Genomic DNA, 20,240 nt, shown 5'->3' on the forward strand with positions numbered 1-20,240 from the left:
GACCCAGAAGGCGGTGCTGCATGCTGCGGAGAGATGGGCCCCGGCTCTGCAGCGCACCGCCGAAGAGGCGCTGCGCTGCGTCCGGGGCACGAGACCATCTCTACGCCACCCGCCGCGCCGCGCCGGCCTTGGTCAAGATGCCGTCGAGACAATCGATCATCTCGGCGATCTCTCCCTTGGTGACGTTCAGCGCCGGCATGAAGCGCAGCGTGTCGACCTGCGGGGCGTTCAGCAGCACGCCGGCCTCGAACGCCTGCGCGACGATCCCCGGTGCGATCGGCAGCTTGAGGTCGAGCGCCAGCAGCAGCCCGCGTCCGCGGACGCCGCCGAGGCCGTGCCGGGCCGAGACCTTCTGCAGCTCGCTTTCGAGCAACAGGCCGGTCTCCGCGACCGACTTCAGGAAGTCCGGCTTTTTGATCTCCTCCAGCACCGCAAGTCCCGCCGCGCACATGATCGGGTTGCCGTTGAACGTGCCGCCCTGGTCGCCATGCTCGAAGCAGGAGGCGCGTTCGCCCGCGAGCAGGGCTGCGAGCGGCACGCCGCCACCGATGCCCTTGCCGAGCGTCATGATGTCGGGTGCGATGCCGGCGTGCTCATAGTGGAAGAGCTTTCCGGTCCGGCCCATGCCGGTCTGGATCTCGTCGAAAATGAGCAGCAGGCCGTGTGCCTCGGTCAGCGCGCGCAGCTCCTGCAAGAACTTGTCGGTCGCCGGCCACACGCCCGATTCACCCTGGATCGGCTCGAGCATCACAGCGACCGTGTTGGCGTTGATCAGCTTCTCGACCGAGGCGATGTCGTTCAGCTTCGCCTTCTTGAAGCCTGACACCTTCGGCTCGAACAGCGGCTCGAACGCCTTCTTGCCCGAGGCCGACATGGTCGCCAGCGTCCGGCCGTGGAAGCCGCCTTCGAAGCTGATGATCTCGAACGCGCCGTTCCCGTGCAGGCTGCCATATTTGCGCGCGAGCTTGATCGCGCCCTCGTTGGCTTCCGCACCTGAATTGGCGAAGAACACCTGGTCGAACGCGCTGTTCTCGACCAGCGCCTGCGCCAGCTTCAGACTCGGCTCGTTGTAGAACGCCGGGCTCGGCGTGAGCAGCCGCTTGGCTTGCGCGGTGAGCGCATCTGCAACTGCGGGCGGGGAGTGGCCGAGGCAGTTCACGGCCCAGCCCTGCACGAAATCGAGATAACGCTTGCGGCCATCGTCCCAGAGGTAGGAGCCGGCGCCGCGGACGAACACGGCCTTGGGCCGTGCGGTGATGTCCATCAGCGCGCCATACGGATGGGTGGCGGTGGTCATGTCGAACTCCTCTGGAGGCGGGTGAAAAAGGGACGCAAAAAGCAAGAAGGCCGCACTTTGCGGGTGCGGCCTTCTCGAAAACTATGCTGAATTCAGGTGTTCAGCGGCGTCGTCGGACATGGCGCAACCCATCATCGTCGCGGGTGCGACGACGGAAAGCTGCGCGGCGGTTGGTCCGAGAGTTGATCATGGGGCGCGTCCGTACAGCCGAATGGCAGGACTTGTCAAGCGGCCGTTTTGCGAGACACCCGCCGAACGTGCACCGGGTCAGGTCAGGTGCGGCGCTTGCTCGGCGTCCTCGTCGCCCCAATCCGCATCCGCAATCGCGGTGTCGATGAGCTCACCGCGCATCAGCTTGAGCGGCGATTTCCAGTACAGCGCGATGTTGTGGAAGGGGTCGGTCAGTACCTTGAACGCCCACACCAGCCCCGTCGTGACGTCGCGTGTTGCGAACAGCTGCAGCATGCGGGCAAGAGCGCCCCCGATCCCGACCGCGAGCCAGAGCGCGCCGACATGGCGGACGAAGTCGAAGCGGTCGGTGGGAGGATCGAAAATCCCGAGCAGGGTGGGGAAGATGTACAGCGCGATCGGCGCGCTGCCCCAGACCAGGAGCAGGATGATCTTGCGCGTCTGGTTGTAGCCGACTTTCACCGCCTCCTTGTAGGCGTTGCTGACGTCGTTGACGGCGTCATAGCCGTTCGGCTCGAAGAAGAAATGCCCGGTCTGCCGCGTCAGCATCGCGAGCCAGCCGACGAGCCCGGCGAGGGCAGGGTCCTTGAACAGCAGCGCATAGCATCCGAGGAAGATCACGGCGCTGACGAGGTGCAGCGTCTGGTTGACGGTGCTCTGGTGGTAGAAGCGGTAATCGTCGAAGCGCTGCGTGCGCAGCATGTCTGACAGACGGCTCATCAAAAATCCTCGCGCGCGTTGAAAGGCGCGCGAGAATTAGGACGAGTCCGTGACCCCTGCATGAATGCACTATAGTGTCACATTGCATGCGCAGGCAGGGCGGCGCGAGAGGATCACTCGACACCGTAATGCGCGAACACATCGGCGATGCCGGCGTTGATCGCTTTCGCCGCTGCGATGTCGCGTTCGGCGCCCTCGTTGTCGCCCTTCTTTCGCTTCGCAAGCCCGCGGCCGTAGAGTGAGCTGTCGAACTGCGGCCTTGCGTTCAGTGCTGCGTCATAGTCGGCAATCGCCGCGTCGAGATTGCCGAGCTTGAGATAAGTGAAGGCGCGGCTGTCGAGCGTATCAGGATCGTTGGGCTGCATCCGCAGCGACTGCTCGCAATCGGCCAGCGCCTCCTGCAAACGCCCGAGGATCGCGCGTGTCATGCAGCGCGAATTGAACACGCCGGCATAACGCGGATTGGCCTTGATCGCGCGGTCGTAATCCTCCAGCGCCAGCGCATAATCATGCGTATCGAAATACATGCTCGCGCGCGCATAGTAATCGAGGTCGTTGTTCGGAGAGAGTTGAAACGCCTTGGCGAAATCGGCCAGCGCTCGGGCACGGTCGCCGCGGTCACGATAGATGCGAGCACGGTTGCCATAGGCCGGGCCGTAATTCGGGTCGAGCTTGATCGACAGGTCGAGATCGGCGAGCGCGCGATCGGCCTCGCCGTGCTCGCGATAGGTTGAGCCGCGGTTGTAATAGGCAAGCGCAAATTTCGGATCGAGCTTGATGGCCTGATCGTAATCGGCGATCGCATGCGCGTAATCGTTCTTGCCGATGTAGGAATTGCCGCGGTTGTTGTAATATTGGGGATCACCAGGCTCGAGCCGGATCGCTCTCGTATAGTCGGCGATGGCATGGTCGCGATCGCCGAGATCGTCATGGACAATGCCGCGATTGTACCAGGCGATGGCGTCCTTCGGATCGAGGTCGATGGCGCGGTTGAGATCGGCCAAAGCCCGCTCCGTATCCCCCTTGCGCCGGAAGATCTCGCCGCGATTGGCAAGCGCCCGCGCATGGGATGGGTTGGTTCTCAGCACCGCCGAGCAGCCGGCGAGGCGCTGCTCGTCGCTGACCTCGTCGGTGCCGAAGCACCATTGTCGCGCCTGCGCCGGCGATGGGGATTGGGCAGCGGCGGGAAGCGCAAGCAGGATCAATGCTGTGCCAATGGCGTACAGCCCGCTCCGGATACCAACCTTGTGATTGTATTTCATCGAATGTCGCGCAGAAACCATTGAGCCTCTAGCGCGTTTGTGATCAACGGACGCCAATTGGTTCGAACCGAACGTGACTCGGCTCAGACCAAGGGAGACGGGACCAACCAGACAGTTTTCAGCCTTGTCCGATACCCCTTACCCGATAGACCTCGACAGCATTCGCGGCGCGTTTCCGCCGGGAATCGAAGCGCCACCGCTGCTGGTCGACTTTGCCGCCTGGCTCAAGGGGCGCCCCTGGGGCAGCGTCGGCTGCTTCTCCCTGCAAGGCCAGTTCTCCGATTCCGCGCCGATCGTCGACGGCAGTCCGTTGCGCGACAGGTTCTCACTTTTCATGCGCTTGCCTGACGGTTCGGCTGTCGGCGGCTGGTATGGCGCCGGTCTCGACCGCGACAACCCGCCGATCGTCGGACTGGGATCGGAGGGCGACTACGAGCTGCTCGCACCGAGCCTCGACGGGCTGCTCGCCAAGCTGACGTCGCAGCAATTCGACAAGGCCTGGAGCGATCTCAAGCCGCATGAGGAGGTCGAGTGCCAGACGGTCGAGCTCGCGCAATGGCTTGCCGGACAGCCGGCGGGCGAGAACCTCGCCTGTGACGACGGCGCGCCGGAGTTGCCTGATTTCCGCGGCTTCATGGAAAAATGGAGCCGGGATCGCGAAGACTACTGGGCCAATCACCGTCTGATGGCCGAGCTCGGCTGGCGTCTCGCGGCCCATCTGCCCAAGGGCAAGAACTCGTGGGACAAGACGCATTTCGAGGTCGCGATCGTCGGCAAGCAATACCAGGCCCGCGTCCTTTCGCGAGGGCCGCAGCCGTTCGAGGAAGCCGCCTCGATCGAATCCCTGCTGCGCGATCTGCGCGAGGAAATGCGCCGCGCGCAGCCCGAGCTCGGGCTGTGGTACGCGATGAAATTCGGCCTCTATGCCGACGGCCGCGTCATGCCGAGCTTCGAGTATGACGTACGCCCGACCATCGACGGCGAGCCCGCGAAATTATCCGAGGCTCAGGCCGATCTCGCCCGCGCCCCGCGCCCCGAGCGCTGGGTGCCGAAATGGCTGGCGGCATCCTGAAGCTCGCAATCCTGCGATGCTGGCGCCCAGCCGGCGCGCGGAAATCTTCTGCTGTCGTGCCATGTTGACTTCGCGGGAACGGCACCTTCGATCCCCCTTGACTTAGAGTGCGCTCGAAGGGGTATCTGTACGTGCGTCAGTACGAGAACGGGCACACATGAAGATCGGCGACCTCGCAAAACGAACCGGCTTGTCGACTCACACGTTGCGTTATTACGAGCGCATCGGGCTGCTGCCATACGCAGACCGGGATCGTTCCGGCCAGCGTGACTTTGACGCATCGATCCTCACTTGGATCACATTCATCGGTCGGCTCAAGACCACGGGAATGCCGATCCGGGACATGTTGCGTTATGCGGCGCTTCGTGATGAAGGCGAAGCCACCGGGCCAGCCCGGCGGCAGATGCTGGAAATCCACCGGGAAAAGGTCCGCACGCAGATCGCCGAACTCCAGGAATGCCTGCTCGTCCTTGATACCAAGATCGCCGGCTATGCCGGCGACGAACAGAGGACGAAGGAAAATGACGCACGCCCAAACCCAAGCCGAAAGCCGCTTCGATCGCGGCCAGCGGGCCCTGTCACGCATTGACGGCAGAGCCGGCGAAAAGGTCGTCGCCTCACTCGCCGACATCGCTCCGGATTTCGCACGATACGTGATCGAGTTTCCCTTCGGCGACATTTACAGCCGCCCGGACCTCGGCCTGCGCGATCGCGAGATCGCGACGATCGCCGCGCTGACGGCGCTCGGAAATGCCGCGCCTCAGCTCAAAGTGCATATCGAGGCGGGTCTGAACGTCGGGCTGTCTCGCGACGAGATCGTGGAGATCATCATGCAGATGGCCGTCTATGCGGGCTTCCCGGCGGCGGTGAACGGGCTGTTCGCAGCCAAGGAGGTGTTTTCCGCGCATGACGGACGGCAGGCGTCGGGAGACGCGACATGACGAACTTGCTCCGGACGACGCGAAGCGCGCCGATCTCGCCCGCGCATCCAGGCCGGAGCGCTGGGTGCCGAAATGGCAGGCGTGACTGAATTCTAAATCCCGACGGCGATCCGCTCCCTCTCCCGCTTGCGGGAGAGGGCTGGGGAGAGGGTGCCTCCACAGAGAGACTCCCAATGAGGAGAAAGCCCTCACCCGCGCCTTCGGCGCGACCTCTCCCGCAAGCGGGAGAGGTTGCAGCGAGTTCGTGGCTGGACCGATCGTGACGGCGGAAGATCAGAACCCTGCGACGCTGCCGTGCAGATCATACGCGTCCGCGCGCTCGATCTTCGCGGTGACGATCTCGCCGACGCGCAACGGACGGCGGCTCGACAGATAGACCGCGCCGTCGATCTCGGGCGCATCGGCCTTGGAGCGGCCCTTGGCGACGGTTGGGCCGACCTCGTCGATGATGACCTGCTGGCGCGTGCCGACCTTGCGCTTCAGCCGGCGTGCCGAGATTTTCTGCTGGCGGGCCATCAGCGCGTTGTAGCGCTCCTGCTTGACCTCTTCCGGCACCGGGTTCTCGATCGCGTTCGACGTCGCGCCCGCAACCGGCTCGTATTTGAAGCAGCCGAGCCGATCGATCTCGGCTTCATCCAGCCAGTCGAGCAGATAGGTGAAGTCGGCATCGGTCTCGCCGGGGAAGCCGACGATGAAGGTCGAGCGTAGCGTCAGATCCGGACATTCTTCGCGCCAGCGCTTGATGCGCGCCAAGGTCTTGTCCTGCGCGGCCGGGCGCTTCATCGCCTTCAGCACCTCGGGGCTCGCGTGCTGGAACGGGATGTCGAGATAGGGCAGCACCTTGCCTTCATTCATCAATGCGATGACTTCGTCGACATGCGGGTAGGGGTAGACATATTGCAGCCGGACCCAGGCTCCGAGCTCGCCGAGCTCGCGGGCGAGATCGAGGAATTTGGCGCGGACCGGGCGGTCCTTCCACGGGCTCTCGGCATATTTCAGATCGACGCCATAGGCCGAGGTGTCCTGCGAGATCACCAGCAGCTCTTTCACGCCGGCGCCGACCAGCTGCTCGGCCTCGCGCAGCACGTCATTGGCCGAGCGCGAGACCAGGTCGCCGCGCAGCTTCGGGATGATGCAGAAGGTGCAGCGGTTGTTGCAGCCCTCGGAGATCTTCAGATAGGCGTAGTGGCGCGGCGTCAGCTTGATGCCCTGCGGCGGCACCAGGTCGAGATGTGGATTGTGCGCCGGCGGCAGCGCGCGGTGCACGGCGTCGAGCACGCTCTCATATTGCTGCGGGCCCGTGATGGAGAGCACGCCGGGATAGGCCTGCTCGATCGCTTCCGGTTCCGCACCCATGCAGCCGGTGACAATCACCTTGCCGTTCTCGGCCATGGCCTCGCCGATCGCCGACAGCGATTCCTGCTTGGCGCTGTCGAGGAAGCCGCAGGTGTTGACGATGACGATGTCGGCCCCGTCATGCTTGCGGGCGAGCTCGTACCCTTCCGCGCGCAGGCGCGTGATGATGCGCTCGGAATCCACCAATGCCTTGGGACACCCGAGTGACGTGAATGAAATGCGGGGCGCTCTGTCCATGGTATCGCCTGGAGCCTAGATCTGAATTGTCCGGATTTAGCGATCCAACTAATTGAACCGATGGCGAAATTCAATAACTAACCTATGGGCCGGTTCCGATCGTGTGCGTGGAGGAGCCGAGATGAATTGCTCCAGCGTGCACGTTCTTGTCGCTATTCTGTTTTTACGTAGTTCCACGGAGCTAAACTGCGATGCGCCGTTTCATCTTCGGCATGGTTTTCGCCGTCATTTCCTGGAGTGCGATGTTTCCGGCGCGGGCTGAAGTCGACAAGATCTTACGTGTTTGCGACGGGCAAAAAGGCCTGTGTCCGGAATTCAGGCCGCGTGTGAAGGCGCCCGACGGGTGGGCGAAGGACGAGGCCGCAAGCCTCAAATACGGCGCCTCCATGTTCGTGCCCAGGGGGAAGGGATTCGGTAACGCCGAAGCAATCATCTATGCCGAAGGCCGCTACAACAAGGATCGAACCGAACTGGTTCAATGGGTCGCAACGAGCGATCAGGATTGGGCGGCGACGTCCGGCAAGAATGCCAAGATCACCTCGCTTCAATCGGCCAGCCCCGGTGTCATCATCAACCGGTACGACAATCCGTCCCTGAAGGACCAACCGGTCGAAGTGATCGCGCATTACGTTGATGTCGACAAGGATGGCAACTCCTATGTCGTGCGGCTGGCGGTCTCCGGCAAGAACGAGAGGGCGGTGTTGGCCGCCGTGCCACTTCTCGACAAAATGATCGCTGGCGCGAGGATTCCGTGAGAGCGTAAGCCCAGATGGCAGCTGCCGTCGGGCGGGAGTGGGCGGCTTTGAAAGTTTACATTCGTTGTCTCAGGGGCACCCGAGCGACACGAAGCTGACCTTGGGCGCAGCCGTCTGATCCATATCTGATCTGCCTGATTGACCGGCCTGAGCTAGTCCCAATTGCCCATAATTACAACCCTTTGCATGGCCCGCGGGCGTGCTATGGATGAATCACCTGCCGTGAGTGAGCCATGAGCGCCGAACAGTCGCCCAAAATCGTGATTGTCGACGAGAGCCCGATCCGGGCTGCGATCCTCGAGGAGGGGTTGCGGGAGGCCGGATTCACCCAGGTCGTCCATATCCGCGAGATGCAGAGCCTCTTGGCCCGAATTTATGCGGTGGACCCCGACATCATCCTGATCGATCTGGAAAACCCCAGCCGCGACGTGCTGGAGGCGATGTTCCAGGTCAGCCGCGCCGTGAAGCGGCCAATCGCGATGTTCGTGGACCAGAGCGATTCAGCCTCGATCCAGGCCTCGGTGGAAGCCGGGGTATCGGCCTACATCGTCGATGGCCTCAAAAAGGAGCGCATCAAGCCGATCCTCGACCTCTGCGTGTCCCGTTTCAATGCCTTCGCAAAGCTCCAAGAGGAGCTCGAGCGCACCAAGTCGCAGCTCGAGGACCGCAAGATCATCGAGCGCGCCAAGGGCATCCTGATGAAGGTGAAGGGCCTCACCGAGGACGAGGCCTATGTGCTGCTGCGCTCGACTGCGATGCGCGAGAAGAAGAAAATCGGCGAGATCGCCCAGTCGATCATCACCGCATCGGAGATGCTGAAATGACTGGACCGCTCCGCATCGGGTTCATCCCGCTGGTCGATGCCGCAGCCCTGATCGTGGCCGTCGACAAGGGATTTACCGCCGCCGAAGGGCTCGACGTCGAGCTGGTGCGCGAGGTGTCCTGGTCCAACGTGCGCGACAAGCTCAATATCGGCCTGTTCGACGCGGCACATCTGCTCGCGCCCGTCGCGATCGCGTCCTCGCTCGGGCTCGGCCACGTCAAGGTGCCGATCGCCGCGCCCTTCAATCTCGGCATCAACGGCAACGCGATCACGGTGTCGCCGACACTGCATGCCGCGCTGATGGAGGAGATCGACGGCGACCGTTTCGATCCGCTTGTCACCGCGAAAGCGCTGGCGAAGGTGGTCGCCAAGCGCCGCCGGGCCGGGGCTGATCCGCTGACCTTCGGCATGACCTTCCCGTTCTCGACCCACAATTACCAGCTGCGGTTCTGGATGGCGGCGGCCGGCGTCGATCCCGATGAGGACGTGCGTCTCGTGGTGCTGCCGCCGCCCTACATGGTCGACAGCCTCAAGAGCGGCCACGTCGATGCATTCTGCGTCGGCGCGCCCTGGAATTCAGTCGCAGTCGATCTCGGTATCGGCCACATCCTGCATTTCGTTTCCGACATCCTGGTGCGCGCCGCGGAAAAGGTGCTGGCCGTCCGCCAGGTCTGGGCCGACAAGAATCCGGACGTGGTCGCTAGCCTGGTGCGTGCGGCCGTGAAGGGCGCCGAGTTCATCGAGCAGCCTGCGAACCTCGCTGAGGCAGCGCAGATCCTGGCCCAGCCGGAGCGGATCGGCGTCGATGCCGAGGTCATCCAGCGCACCCTCACGGGACGCCTGAAGATCTCGCCGGACGGCACCTTCCGGGAAAGCGGCCGCTACCTCCTCGTTGGGCGCGAAGGGGCAGGGCGCCCCGAGCCGGTCCAGGCCGCCTGGCTCTATGCCCAGATGGTGCGCTGGGGGCAGACGGCGCTGACGCCTGACGGCGTCAAGACGGCCATGGCCGTGTTCAGGCCGGATCTCTACGACGCAGCCGTGGGCCGCCAGCCGCCCACTGAGGCGCCCGCGGCCTTCGGTGCGTTCGCCGGACCCGCCTTCGATCCCGACAACATCCGGGGCCACCTCGAGGCCTTCGAGGTCGGCCGCTGGAAGGCCTGATTCGTCTCCTGCATCGTTTTTGGGCGATGGGCGGCAGCGGCTAAATTTTGGGCCGAGTGCTCGAATTTCGAGTGAGTTCCGGGACCCGTACTTTCCGGGGGTGCCCGTACTCCATTGAAAAATATAGATTTTCTCTTTCGTGAAAGCTGGCACGCAACTTGTATGTTGCACTGCGGCCAGCTTGTCATTGGTGCCTGCTGAGCCAAGTCCCACAGCAACGAAGCTGATTGGACCGTCGGGTTGCGAAGCAGGCTCTTGAGCCAGCTGAGTGTCCCGCGGGTCGCGCAATTATCCGTCGATCCCACTGAGGTGGCCGCAGGAGCTTCGTTACCGACCATGAAAATCGATACGCTCTCAGTCGACTTTACCGACGAGCAGAAACGCTATCTCGAAGGCTTCACGACCGGCCTGCAGATCAGCCGCGTCGGTCGCGGCCTTGGCGGTGGCGGCGGCAAGGCGAATGCCGAGCCGACCGGTCCCGACGCTGTGCATATCAAGGCGCAGGACAAGGTCATCGCAGCAGGCAAGAAGCTCGCCGACCAGGAGAAGTTCAAGCGCGACGAGCATCCCTTCGATGCCTATCCGCGCCTTCGCCAGCAGGCGCTCGACAACACCCCGCCGAGCCCGGCGGATAATTTCCGCTGGCGCTATTACGGCATCTTCTACGTCGCGCCGACGCAGGACTCCTACATGTGCCGCCTGCGCATTCCGAACGGCATCATGAAGCAGTGGCAGCTGTCGGGCCTTGCCGATCTCGCCGACGAGCTCTGCGGTCCCTACAGCCACGTCACCACCCGCGCCAATCTCCAGCTGCGCGAGATCCCGCCGAAGCACGCGATCAGGATGATCGAGGGCATCCAGGATCTCGGCCTGTGCTCGCGCGGCTCCGGCGCCGACAACATCCGCAACGTCACGGGAACGCCGACTGCCGGCATCGATCCGCAGGAAATTATCGACACGCGGCCTTATGCGCGCGAGTGGCACTACCACATCCTCAACGACCGCTCGCTCTACGGCCTGCCGCGCAAGTTCAACGTTGCCTTCGACGGCGCCGGCAAGATCGCGGTGCTGGAAGAGACCAACGACATCGCCTTCACGGCCTATGAGGTGAAGGACGGTTTCGGCGTGGAGCCCGGGGTCTGGTTCCGGCTCGGCCTCGGCGGCATCACCGGCCACAAGGATTTTGCGAAATATTCGGGCATCATCGTCAAGCCGGAGCAGGCGACCGCCGTCGCGGATGCCATCGTGCGGGTCTTCATCGACCACGGCGACCGCACCAACCGCAACAAGGCGCGGCTGAAATACGTGCTCGATGCCATGGGCCATGACGGCTTCCTCAAGCTGGTCGAGGAGCGGCTGAAGACGCCGTTCACGCGCGTGCCGGAAGAGGCGTTTCTCCCGCGGCCCGCCGCGGATCGCATGGCCCATATCGGCGTGCACAAGCAGAAGCAGGACGGCCTCAACTGGATCGGCGTGTCGCTGACGCTCGGCAAGCTCACCTGCGACCAGATGCGGGGCCTTGCCAAGGTTTCGCGCGACCTCGGCGACGGCGAGATCCGCCTGACCGTCTGGCAGAACCTCTTGATCTCCGGCGTGCGCGACGAGAATGTCGAGCTCGCCATTGCCGCGATCAAGCAGATCGGGCTCGCGGTCGAGGCCTCGCATATCCGCGCCGGCCTGATCGCCTGCACCGGCAACGCCGGCTGCCGTTTCGCGGCCTCCAACACCAAGCGCAACGCGGCCGAGATCGGCGACTGGTGCGAGCCGCGCGTCGCCATGGACAAGCCGGTCAACATTCATGTCACCGGCTGCCACCATTCCTGTGCGCAGCATTACATCAGCGACATCGGCCTGATCGGAGCGCGGGTGCCGGTCAATGAGGAGGATACGGTCGAGGGCTATCACCTCTTCACCGGCGGCGGGTTCGGCCCCGACGCCGATGTCGGGCAGGAGGTCTATCACGACCTCAAGGCCGAGGACGCGCCGAAGACGGTCGAGGCGCTGCTCAAGGCCTATCTCGCCCATCGCGCCTCGCCCGACGAAACCTTCCTCTCCTTTGCGCGCCGCCACGACGGCGAAACACTGCGCAAGCTTGCCGATGCACAGGTGTCCGCATGAACCAGATCACGCCTCCGCCGAAACTCGATATCATTCCTGCCAGCGCGCCGTTCTCCGACGCGCAGCGCTCCTGGCTGAACGGCTTCTTTGCCGGACTGCTGTCGCCTGACGTCGCAACGCCGTTGTCGGCGGAGCAGGGCGCGGCCGTCATGCAGGCCGGTGACGGCGACGACGGCGAAGCGCCATGGCACGACCAGACCATGCCGATCGCCGACCGCATGAAGCTCGCCGAGGGACGTCCCGTCCGCCGCAAGATGATGGCGGCGATGGCGCAGCAGGATTGCGGTCAGTGCGGCTACAATTGCCACGACTATTCGGAGGCGATCGCGAGCCGCAGCGAAGCGCGGCTCAATCTCTGCGTTCCCGGCGGCAAGGAAACCGCGCGGATGCTGAAGTCGCTCTACGAGGAACTCGACAAGGCGCCCGCCGCGAAAGCACCTGAGAAGACGGACGCGGTGGCCGCGCCCGCCGTGACTGTGACCATCGCAGAGCCCGGCCGCTCGCGCGACAATCCGACCGAGGCGACGTTCGTGTCGCGCCGTCTTCTCAACAAGGGGAAGTCGGAGAAGGAGACCTATCACATCGAGTTCGATCTCTCCGCGAGCAAGCTCGACTACGTGGTCGGTGACTCCTTTGGCGTGTTCGCGCGCAACGATGTCGGTCTCGTCGACCAGATCATCGCGCTGCTCGGCGCCTCCCACACCACCAAGGTCAACGGCAAGACGCTGCGCGAGGTGCTGATCGACGACGTCTCGCTGTCGCCGGCGCCGGACTCGCTGTTCGAGCTGATCTCCTTCATCACCGGCGGCGCGCAGCGCGAGAAGGCGCGGGCACTGGCGCAGGGCGAGGATCCCGATGGCGATGCCGCAACCCTCGACGTGATGGCGGCGCTGCAGAAGTTTTCCGGCACGCGGCCGCATCCCGAAGCGTTCGTCGAGGCGCTGGAGCCGCTGCAGCCGCGGCTTTACTCGATCTCGTCCTCGCACAATGCGACGCCGGGAAAACTGTCGCTGACGGTCGATTCCGTGCGCTACATGATCGGCAAGCGCAAGCGCATCGGCGTTGCCTCGACCTTCCTCGGCGAGCGCATCGCTGAAGGCGACAAGCTCAAGGTCTATGTGCAGAAGGCGCACAATTTCGGCCTGCCGCAGGATCCGAAGACGCCGATCATCATGGTCGGCCCCGGTACCGGCATCGCGCCGTTCCGCGCCTTCCTGCTCGATCGCAAGGCCACCGGTGCGCCCGGCAAGAACTGGCTGTTCTTCGGCCATCAGCGCAGCGATTGCGATTTCTTCTACCAGGAAGAGCTCAATGCGATGAAGACCTCGGGTCAATTGACCCGGTTGTCGCTGGCCTGGTCGCGCGACGGCGAGAAGAAGTTTTACGTGCAGGACCGCATGCGCGAGGTCGGTCGCGAATTGTGGACCTGGCTCGCCGAAGGCGCGCATCTCTACATCTGCGGCGATGCCAAGCGCATGGCCAAGGACGTCGAGCGTGCGCTGGTCGACATCGTCGCCCAGTTCGGCGCGCGTTCGACCGATGAGGCCGTCAGCTTCGTCGCCGAACTCAAGAAGACCGGCCGCTTCCAGGCTGACGTCTACTAAGCTGCGACGGGACCAGGGTGAGGAAACCCGTTGCCACTTTGCTCGGTGCTGTAGGGTGGGCAAAGGCGCGCCCTTCGCGCGCCGTGCCCACCATCCCTAAGTGGTGGGCACGCTTCGCTTTGCCCACCCTACGAGAGCTGAAGGCGTGAGCCCGACTGTCATCCCACCGTCATCCGCGGCGGTTCCAACTGGCTCGAATCCTAACGAATAAGATTCTCGGAACCCGGGGGCGGGGAGAATTTACGCCTGCGATGGGGCCTCGTAGGAGGACCTTCATCGCTATTTCCACCACCGTCTTGCCTCCCGCCAGGGTTGATCCTTCATACTCCCGCAAATGGGGCGTTGGAGATCGACCATGCGCGAACTATCGGCGGAAGCCAGACTGCACTTCTACGCGCGCTCGCTCTCGCGTCGCACCGGGGCGAGCGCCCATCATCTGGCGCTCTACAGCGCCTTTGCCGTCATTGCCGCGATCGTGTTCGGCACGCTCTCGGTGCACCCGTTCTGACGAGCTCTCGTAGGGCGGGCAAAGGCGCACCCTTCGCGCGCCGTGCCCACCATCTCTCAACAGACGAGATCGATGTGGTGGGCACGCTTCGCTTTGCCCACCCTACTGCACCGAGCGCGCCTCACCCGCGCTTGAACGGCGCCACCTCGATCCCCGCAGCCTTCAACGCCTGACGCAAGGTCCGCGCGATCTCGACCGCACCGTGCGTGTCGCCGTGGATGCAGACCGTGTCCGTGCGCATCTTGATGACCTTGCCGGTCACCGACACCACCGCGCCGTCCTGCACCATGCGCACCACGCGATCGGCGATCATCTTCGCATCGTGCAGCACGGCGCCGGGCTTCTTGCGCGAGACGAGGTTGCCGTCGTCCTCATAGGCGCGGTCCGCGAACACCTCGTGCACCAAAGGCAGGTTGGCGTCCTCGCCGGCCTTCACCAGCTTCGAATTGGCGAGCACGACGAAGATCAGGCTGGGATCGACCGCCTTGATGCCGGCGGCAATCGCCTTCGCCGTCATGTCGTCCTCGCAGGCGACGTTGGAGAGCGCGCCATGCGCCTTCACATGGGTGACCTTGTGGCCGGCCGCGGTCGCGATCGCCTGCAAAGCGCCGATCTGGTAGGCGACGAGGTTCTCGATCTCGGAGGCTTTCAGACCCGCGATCGGATGCCGGCCGAAGCCGTGCAAATCGCGATAGCCCGGATGCGCGCCGACCGAGACGCCGCGCGCCTTCGCCAGTTCGACCGTCCGGCGCATGATGTCGGGGTCGCCGGCGTGGAAGCCGCAGGCGACGTTGACCGAGCTTGCGAGCTCGATCATCGCGGCGTCGTTGCCCATCTCCCACGCGCCAAACCCTTCGCCGAGGTCGCAATTGAGATCGATTGTCTTCATGGGTTGCTCTCCGCTTCTGGTCTTGCTGCCGCTTACGGTTCCGCCGTGACCTGCCATGTTCCGGCGTCGACGGCGCTCACCGCGTAGCCGGCAACGTTAGCATCGCTGAGCGCCTCGATGTTGAGCTCGACGGTGTCGGAGGAGCGCAGGCGGTCAGGGAGGTTGCGGATCAACTGGGCGAACTTGCGTGCCTCGTCCTGCGCCTCCGCCATGCTGACCTGCTTGAAGCGGAACGCGGTTCCCGCCGAGGTCTGCGCAAGGCGGCCGACATCGGCCGTGATCACGGTCGCGATCTTCGGATAGCCGCCGGAGGTGCCGCGGTCCATCATCAGCGCGATCGGCGAGCCGTTGCCGGGCACCTGGATGCTGCCGTTGACCGTGCCGTCGGAGACGATGTTGTGGCCGTGCAGGTGCTTGATCGCCGGGCCCTCGAGCCGGTAGCCCATGCGATCTGATGTCGCCGAGATCTTCCACTCGCTCTCAAGGAACAACGCCTTGTTGGCATCGTCGAACTCGTCGTCCTGTGGCCCCAGCAGCACGCGGATCGGACCGCTCACTGGCTTGGGCAATTCGATGCGCAGTTCCGGCGCACCGCTCGCGGCATCGACGGTGAACTCGTCGCCGGCCTGAAGCGGGCGCGGGTAGGGGCTGCCGAGACCGGCGCGGGCATTCACCGCGAGGCTGCCGAACACCAGCTCACCTTTGATGCCGCCTTCGAGCGCGAGATAGGTGAAGGCGCCGCCGCGGGCAAAGCCCAGCGTCAGCGTCTCGCCATCCTTCAGCGTCACTGATGAGTCCATGGCCACCGGTTTCCCGGCGACATCAGCGTTGCGCGGAGCACCTGATATCGCGACGCGCACCGCGCCGTCACGGGCGGTGAAGGTAGCGCCGAACGGGCCGATCTCGACCGCGGCCGCGAGCGGCTCGTTGCCGACGAGCGTGTTCGCCGCCGCGAGCGACAGGCGATCCATGGCACCGCTGACCGTCAGGCCGTAGCGCTGTGCGCCGTGGCGCCCGCCGTCCTGGACCGAGCTTGCAGGGCCGATGCTGGCGACGACGAAGCGGCTCATGCGACCACCTGCTCGGCGACGATCTCGCCGGCCTCGGCGGCGCGGTCCATGTCCTCGAACGTCTTGTGGTCGATGGCGAAAAACGTCACGCGATCACCGGGCTCGGTGAGGAAGGTCGGATTGCGGTGGAGCTGATAGGTTCTGACAGGCGTGCGGCCGAGCAGGTGCCAGCCGCTCGGGGCGGCCAGGCACTGGATCCCGGCCTGGATGCCGCCGATCGAGATCGTGCCGGCCGGCGTCAGCAGCCGCGGCGACTGCCGCCGCGACATGTGCAGGGATTTGTCGAGGCCGCTGAGATAGGACCAGCCCGGCGTGAAGCCGATCATCGCGACCTTGTAGTCGCCGCCCGCATGGCGGGCGATGATGTCATCAGGCGTGGTGTTGAGCGCCTTGGCGACGTCCTCGAGATCGATGCCATGCTCGCCGCCATAGGCGACGGGAATGCGCCAGCGGCGCGCCTTGGTCGCGGGGGGCAGTGGCCGCGTGGCGATCGGTAGGATCTTCTCGCCAAGCGCGTCGAAGCCGATCTTGCCGGGGTCGTAGTGAACGAGCAGCGAGCGATAGGTCGGCACGGTCTCGGTGATGCCGTCGATAGGGCTCGCTGCGAGTGCCTTGTCGAGCGCGAGCACGCGCTGGTTGGCGTCGTCATCGATGGTGCGGCTGAACTCGACCGTGACGGCACTGTCGCCACTGGGCAGAAGGCGGGGCGGGGGAAGCGTCGCGGCCATGAGCTGTCAAAGCGCTGTCGAAATCGGGCTTCTCGGGAAACGCGGGCTCAGCGTTGAGTTCCGCGTGTCCCTGCTTCGCGTAAATGCGCCCGCAAGTCCAATAAATTAATGCTGGGGCAAGCGATAAGGCCTTGTTATCGCGTCGCATAACGGCGCTGCGGCCCTGCATTCTTATGGGTCTTTTGGCCCTTGACGGAAAGCGCCCGGCTCGCAAGATGCGCCCGTTCTTTTCCCGCCTATCCGGAGCTCGTTCTCGTCCATGTCGCTGTCCCCCGAAGCCCGCAAGACCCTCGCCGGCATCACCACTGCCACCATCACCACGGTCCTGCTGAAAAAGGGCCTGCGCAATGTCTGGATGCGCGGCGCGCGTCCGCTGCGCCCGGGCCTGCCGCGCCTGGTCGGACCTGCCTTCACGCTGCGCTTCGTGCCGGCGCGTGAGGATCTGGCGACGCCGGAATCCTGGTCGTCGCCGATCTCGACCCGCACCGCGATCGAGGCGATGCCGGACGGCTGCATCGCCGTGGTCGATGCCATGGGCATCACCGATGCCGGCATCTTCGGCGACATCCTCTGCGCGCGCATGGTCAAGCGCGGCGTCACCGCGCTCGTCACCGACGGCGTGGTGCGTGACGTCGAGGGCGTGCTCGGCACCAACTTGCCGGTGTGGTGCGACGGCTATGCCGCGCCGCCGTCGGTCGCGGGCCTGACCTTCGTCGGCTGGGGCGAGCCGATCGGCTGCGGCGGCGTTGCCGTTTTCCCGAACGACATCGTGGTCGCCGACCAGGACGGCTGCGTGCTGATCCCGCAGGCAATGCTCGACCACGTTCTCGCCGAGGGCGTCGAGCAGGAGCGCATGGAAGCCTGGATCGTCAACGAGGTGAACAACGGCGCGGTGCTGCCGGGCCTCTATCCCATGAACGCCGAGACCAAGGCGCGCTACGCCGCCAGCAAGAAATAACGGAAGAGAGGACCCCCATGGAGATCACCGTCGCAGGCACGCGGCCGACCCGCCGCGCGCCCAAGGAACACTTCACCGGCACCGTGTGGCAGGACCCCGTCATCATGGCGCCCGCGCCGGCACGGCTGAACTGCTCGCGCGTTGCGTTCGAGCCCGGCGCACGCACCAACTGGCACCACCATCCGCTCGGGCAGACGCTCTACGTCATCTCCGGCGTCGGCCGCGTCCAGTCTAAGGGCGGGCCGATCCGCGAGATCCGCCCCGGCGACACCGTGTGGATTCCGCCGGGTGAATTGCACTGGCACGGCGCCTCGCCGACCAACGGCATGTGCCACATCGCCATGCAGGAAGCGCTCGACGGCGTGTACTCGACCTGGCTGGAGCCGGTGACGGACGCGGAGTACGGCGCGGCGGTCGGCTAGTCTCGTGCCCCGGACAAGACGCATCGCCTATGGCGATGCGTCGCCGAGCCGGGGCCCAGAGTCTTGTGGTGACAAAGAGTGCTGGGTCCCGGCCCAGCGTCGCGTCATTTCATGCCGCGCCGCGTCCGGGACACGGAATCTTACATCCTCTCCGCCGTCCATGTGCCCGTGCACATGGCACCACGCCACGTGCCGGAGCCCGAGGTGCCGCTGAGGTGGCCGAAGCCGACCGCGCGCTTGATGCCGGTGCTCAAGGTGACGTTGATACTGCCGGCATCCGCCACGCGGCCGGAGGCGTTCACTGCGGCGCTGCTTGATGCAATCTGACCGTTGTTGATGCCGATCGCGACGGTTGCGCCGTTGCCGCAGGTCTCGCTCGATGACGAGATGCGGACATTCCATGTGCCGTCGAAAGTGCTTGTCGCAGCATCAGCCTGCGTCAGCGGGAAGGCGATGGCGACAAGGGTAGCGAAGAGAGCTCTGCGAATGCCGTTCATGGCACGCCTCGATGGTTGAACCTTGCGCATCGTGGCATGGGGCCGGGGCGGGCGATGTGAGAGGCGTCACGCCGTAACCCGGCTGTTCAGGGCTTGGGCCATTTCTTCTGTGCGCAAGAGCACAGATCGGCAGCGGGGCGACCCGCTGCCGATGGTCCGCTTGTCCGCAGCCTCAGGGCAGGACCGGCGGATGATACGTGAAGGTCGACATCAGGATCGCCGCCACGATCATCACGATCGGGAAGTGGATGAAGAACTGGACCGACGTGTAGCCGATCAGATCCTTCGACTTCAATCCGAGGATGCCGAGCAGCGGCAGCATCCAGAACGGATTGATGAAGTTCGGTAGCGTCTCGGCGATGTTGTAGACCATGACGGTCCAGCCCAGATGCGCGCCGACGGCATTCGCGGCCTTCATGATGTAGGGGGCTTCGATGATCCACTTGCCGCCAGCGGACGGAATGAAGAATCCGAGCACCGCGGAATAGATTCCGACCAGGAAGGAGAACACGGTCGAGCTGGCGGACGCATCGACGAACCAGTGCGCGATGGTGTCCGAGAGCGTCACGCCCTTGGCGTTGGGCACCTTGGTGAGCATCTGGGCAATGCCGGCATAGAAGGGAAACTGCAGCAGCACGCCCGAGACGCTCGGCATTGCCTTGGAGAACGCCTCGAGAAGGCTGCGCGGACGCCAGTGCAGCAGGATTCCGAGGATCAGGAAGACGAAATTGTAGGTGTTCAGGCCCGACAGCGTGATGAGCGGATTGCCGGACTGGAAGGTCTGCCACAGCCAGCCGAGGGCCAGGACGACGATCAGGATCGTCAGGATCGGGCTGAACTCGAGGAAATCGCCGGGGCGGGCCGGGGCCTTGGGCTTGATCGTGTCGTCTTCGAGCGACACGCCGAGATCCTCCGCGGTCTTGGTCTCGGCCGCGTTCGGCGCGGTCAGATAACAGATGACGGCCGAGAGGGCCGTGACGAGGACGGTCGTCAGCAGATTTTGCCAGGTCAGGATGGTCTCGGAAAACCCGATGACGCCGGTGATGGGCAGCAGCGAGCCCGGAATGCTGGCGGCATTGGCCTGAAGCTGTGCGGCCGACGAGGTGATGCCGAGCGTGAAGCCGCAGCCGAGGCCGAGATAGCCGGCAGCTCCAGCGGCGCGATAGTCGAGCTTGATATCCGTACGCCGCGCAATTTCGCGCACCAGCAGGCCGGAAAAGATGAGGCTCAGTCCCCAATTGACCAGCGAGAGCAGAATGCTCAGGACCCCGACGAACACCACCGCGCCGCGTCCGGTCGACGGCACGGCGGCCAGCCGCCGGAGCGCGGCCGCGATGGGCGGCGACATCGCCACCACGTAGCCGCCGATCGCGACCAGAGCCATCTGCATCGTGAACGGAATGAGATTCCAGAAGCCGTCTCCGAACGCGCGGCTGACGGCAAGCGGAGATCCGCCATGCACGATCGTGCCGATCGCAATCGCGATCACGGCGATGAGGACGAAGACGTAGGCGTCCGGAAACCAGCGCTCTCCACGAGACGCTGCGAGAATCTCGCCAGCAGGTTGGCCTCGCTCGGCACATTGTCGCTAAGAGAGTCTCCGGAAACAGTGGTCATGATCAGCCCCCAATTT

The 20,240-nt window shown here is 64.5% G+C and carries 20 protein-coding genes; 11 read left to right on the forward strand and 9 right to left on the reverse strand.

Annotated features, from left to right (window positions below; genetic code table 11):
- Positions 1-100: 100 nt before the first annotated feature.
- The 3 genes from JQ635_RS00205 to JQ635_RS00215 all read right to left on the reverse strand — a co-directional run bounded on the left by JQ635_RS00205 (position 101) and on the right by JQ635_RS00215 (position 3,468).
- Positions 101-1,297 carry an acetylornithine transaminase gene (locus JQ635_RS00205; RefSeq protein WP_211407884.1) on the reverse strand — a complete coding sequence of 399 codons (1,197 nt, stop codon included), beginning with the start codon at positions 1,295-1,297 and terminating at the stop codon, positions 101-103.
- 267 nt (positions 1,298-1,564) lie between these two features.
- Positions 1,565-2,206 (reverse strand): hypothetical protein, encoded by a 642-nt coding sequence (locus JQ635_RS00210; protein WP_211407885.1) that lies wholly within the window; start codon positions 2,204-2,206, stop codon positions 1,565-1,567.
- A gap of 113 nt (positions 2,207-2,319) precedes the next feature.
- On the reverse strand, positions 2,320-3,468 hold the full coding sequence (locus JQ635_RS00215; RefSeq protein ID WP_246583216.1) for a tetratricopeptide repeat protein: 1,149 nt from the start codon (positions 3,466-3,468) through the stop codon (positions 2,320-2,322).
- A gap of 124 nt (positions 3,469-3,592) precedes the next feature.
- Here JQ635_RS00215 and JQ635_RS00220 point away from each other — a divergent pair, with 124 nt between their 5' ends.
- The 3 genes from JQ635_RS00220 (at position 3,593) to JQ635_RS00230 (ending at position 5,481) form a co-directional block, all read left to right on the forward strand.
- Positions 3,593-4,540: a hypothetical protein gene (locus JQ635_RS00220; protein ID WP_211407887.1), complete on the forward strand. Its 948-nt coding sequence runs from the start codon at positions 3,593-3,595 to the stop codon at positions 4,538-4,540.
- Between the two features lie 157 nt (positions 4,541-4,697).
- The gene (locus tag JQ635_RS00225) at positions 4,698-5,129 is read left to right on the forward strand and encodes a MerR family transcriptional regulator (RefSeq protein ID WP_211407888.1); all 432 of its coding nucleotides are present in this window, start codon (positions 4,698-4,700) and stop codon (positions 5,127-5,129) included.
- A complete protein-coding gene (locus tag JQ635_RS00230) occupies positions 5,062-5,481 on the forward strand; it encodes a carboxymuconolactone decarboxylase family protein (RefSeq protein WP_211408456.1) in 420 nt (139 codons plus the stop codon). Before JQ635_RS00225 ends, JQ635_RS00230 begins: the two co-directional genes overlap by 68 nt.
- Positions 5,482-5,754: 273 nt before the next feature.
- Here the strand turns inward: JQ635_RS00230 and rimO are convergent, their stop codons facing one another.
- Positions 5,755-7,074, reverse strand: a complete 1,320-nt coding sequence (gene rimO / locus JQ635_RS00235; RefSeq protein ID WP_211407889.1) for a 30S ribosomal protein S12 methylthiotransferase RimO — start codon at positions 7,072-7,074, stop codon at positions 5,755-5,757.
- Positions 7,075-7,265: 191 nt separating this feature from the next.
- Here rimO and JQ635_RS00240 point away from each other — a divergent pair, with 191 nt between their 5' ends.
- From JQ635_RS00240 to JQ635_RS00265, 6 genes are all read left to right on the forward strand, one after another.
- A complete protein-coding gene (locus tag JQ635_RS00240; RefSeq protein WP_211407890.1) occupies positions 7,266-7,829 on the forward strand; it encodes a hypothetical protein in 564 nt (187 codons plus the stop codon).
- Positions 7,830-8,062: 233 nt separating this feature from the next.
- A complete protein-coding gene (locus JQ635_RS00245) occupies positions 8,063-8,653 on the forward strand; it encodes an ANTAR domain-containing response regulator (protein ID WP_008564898.1) in 591 nt (196 codons plus the stop codon).
- Complete coding sequence (locus JQ635_RS00250) at positions 8,650-9,813, forward strand: CmpA/NrtA family ABC transporter substrate-binding protein (protein WP_211407891.1); 1,164 nt, start codon at positions 8,650-8,652, stop codon at positions 9,811-9,813. The genes JQ635_RS00245 and JQ635_RS00250 overlap by 4 nt, the downstream gene beginning before the upstream one ends.
- Positions 9,814-10,149: 336 nt before the next feature.
- A complete protein-coding gene (locus tag JQ635_RS00255) occupies positions 10,150-11,931 on the forward strand; it encodes a NirA family protein (protein WP_211407892.1) in 1,782 nt (593 codons plus the stop codon).
- Positions 11,928-13,535, forward strand: a complete 1,608-nt coding sequence (locus tag JQ635_RS00260) for a sulfite reductase subunit alpha (protein ID WP_211407893.1) — start codon at positions 11,928-11,930, stop codon at positions 13,533-13,535. The genes JQ635_RS00255 and JQ635_RS00260 overlap by 4 nt, the downstream gene beginning before the upstream one ends.
- Before the next feature lie 355 nt (positions 13,536-13,890).
- Positions 13,891-14,043: a hypothetical protein gene (locus JQ635_RS00265; RefSeq protein ID WP_035666020.1), complete on the forward strand. Its 153-nt coding sequence runs from the start codon at positions 13,891-13,893 to the stop codon at positions 14,041-14,043.
- 121 nt (positions 14,044-14,164) lie between these two features.
- On the opposite strand, the gene JQ635_RS00270 is transcribed toward JQ635_RS00265, so the two are convergent.
- From JQ635_RS00270 to pxpB, 3 genes are read right to left on the reverse strand one after another with little or no spacing between them, the layout of a single operon-like run.
- Positions 14,165-14,932 (reverse strand): LamB/YcsF family protein, encoded by a 768-nt coding sequence (locus JQ635_RS00270; RefSeq protein WP_211407894.1) that lies wholly within the window; start codon positions 14,930-14,932, stop codon positions 14,165-14,167.
- Between the two features lie 32 nt (positions 14,933-14,964).
- Entirely contained in the window at positions 14,965-16,002 is a 1,038-nt protein-coding gene (locus JQ635_RS00275; RefSeq protein ID WP_211407895.1) for a biotin-dependent carboxyltransferase family protein, read from the reverse strand.
- Complete coding sequence (gene pxpB / locus JQ635_RS00280; protein WP_211407896.1) at positions 15,999-16,730, reverse strand: 5-oxoprolinase subunit PxpB; 732 nt, start codon at positions 16,728-16,730, stop codon at positions 15,999-16,001. The genes JQ635_RS00275 and pxpB overlap by 4 nt, the downstream gene beginning before the upstream one ends.
- Positions 16,731-16,989: 259 nt before the next feature.
- Here pxpB and JQ635_RS00285 point away from each other — a divergent pair, with 259 nt between their 5' ends.
- Positions 16,990-17,688, forward strand: coding sequence for a ribonuclease activity regulator RraA (locus tag JQ635_RS00285; RefSeq protein ID WP_211401871.1), 699 nt, complete (start codon positions 16,990-16,992; stop codon positions 17,686-17,688).
- Positions 17,689-17,705: 17 nt separating this feature from the next.
- The gene (locus JQ635_RS00290; protein ID WP_211407897.1) at positions 17,706-18,110 is read left to right on the forward strand and encodes a (R)-mandelonitrile lyase; all 405 of its coding nucleotides are present in this window, start codon (positions 17,706-17,708) and stop codon (positions 18,108-18,110) included.
- A gap of 140 nt (positions 18,111-18,250) precedes the next feature.
- On the opposite strand, the gene JQ635_RS00295 is transcribed toward JQ635_RS00290, so the two are convergent.
- Positions 18,251-18,607 (reverse strand): hypothetical protein, encoded by a 357-nt coding sequence (locus tag JQ635_RS00295; RefSeq protein WP_211407898.1) that lies wholly within the window; start codon positions 18,605-18,607, stop codon positions 18,251-18,253.
- 172 nt (positions 18,608-18,779) lie between these two features.
- On the reverse strand, positions 18,780-20,096 hold the full coding sequence (locus JQ635_RS00300) for a short-chain fatty acid transporter (RefSeq protein WP_349631826.1): 1,317 nt from the start codon (positions 20,094-20,096) through the stop codon (positions 18,780-18,782).
- Positions 20,097-20,240: the final 144 nt, after the last annotated feature.

Origin of the sequence: Bradyrhizobium iriomotense, assembly GCF_018130765.1 — a bacterium.
Taxonomy (GTDB): domain Bacteria; phylum Pseudomonadota; class Alphaproteobacteria; order Rhizobiales; family Xanthobacteraceae; genus Bradyrhizobium; species Bradyrhizobium iriomotense_A.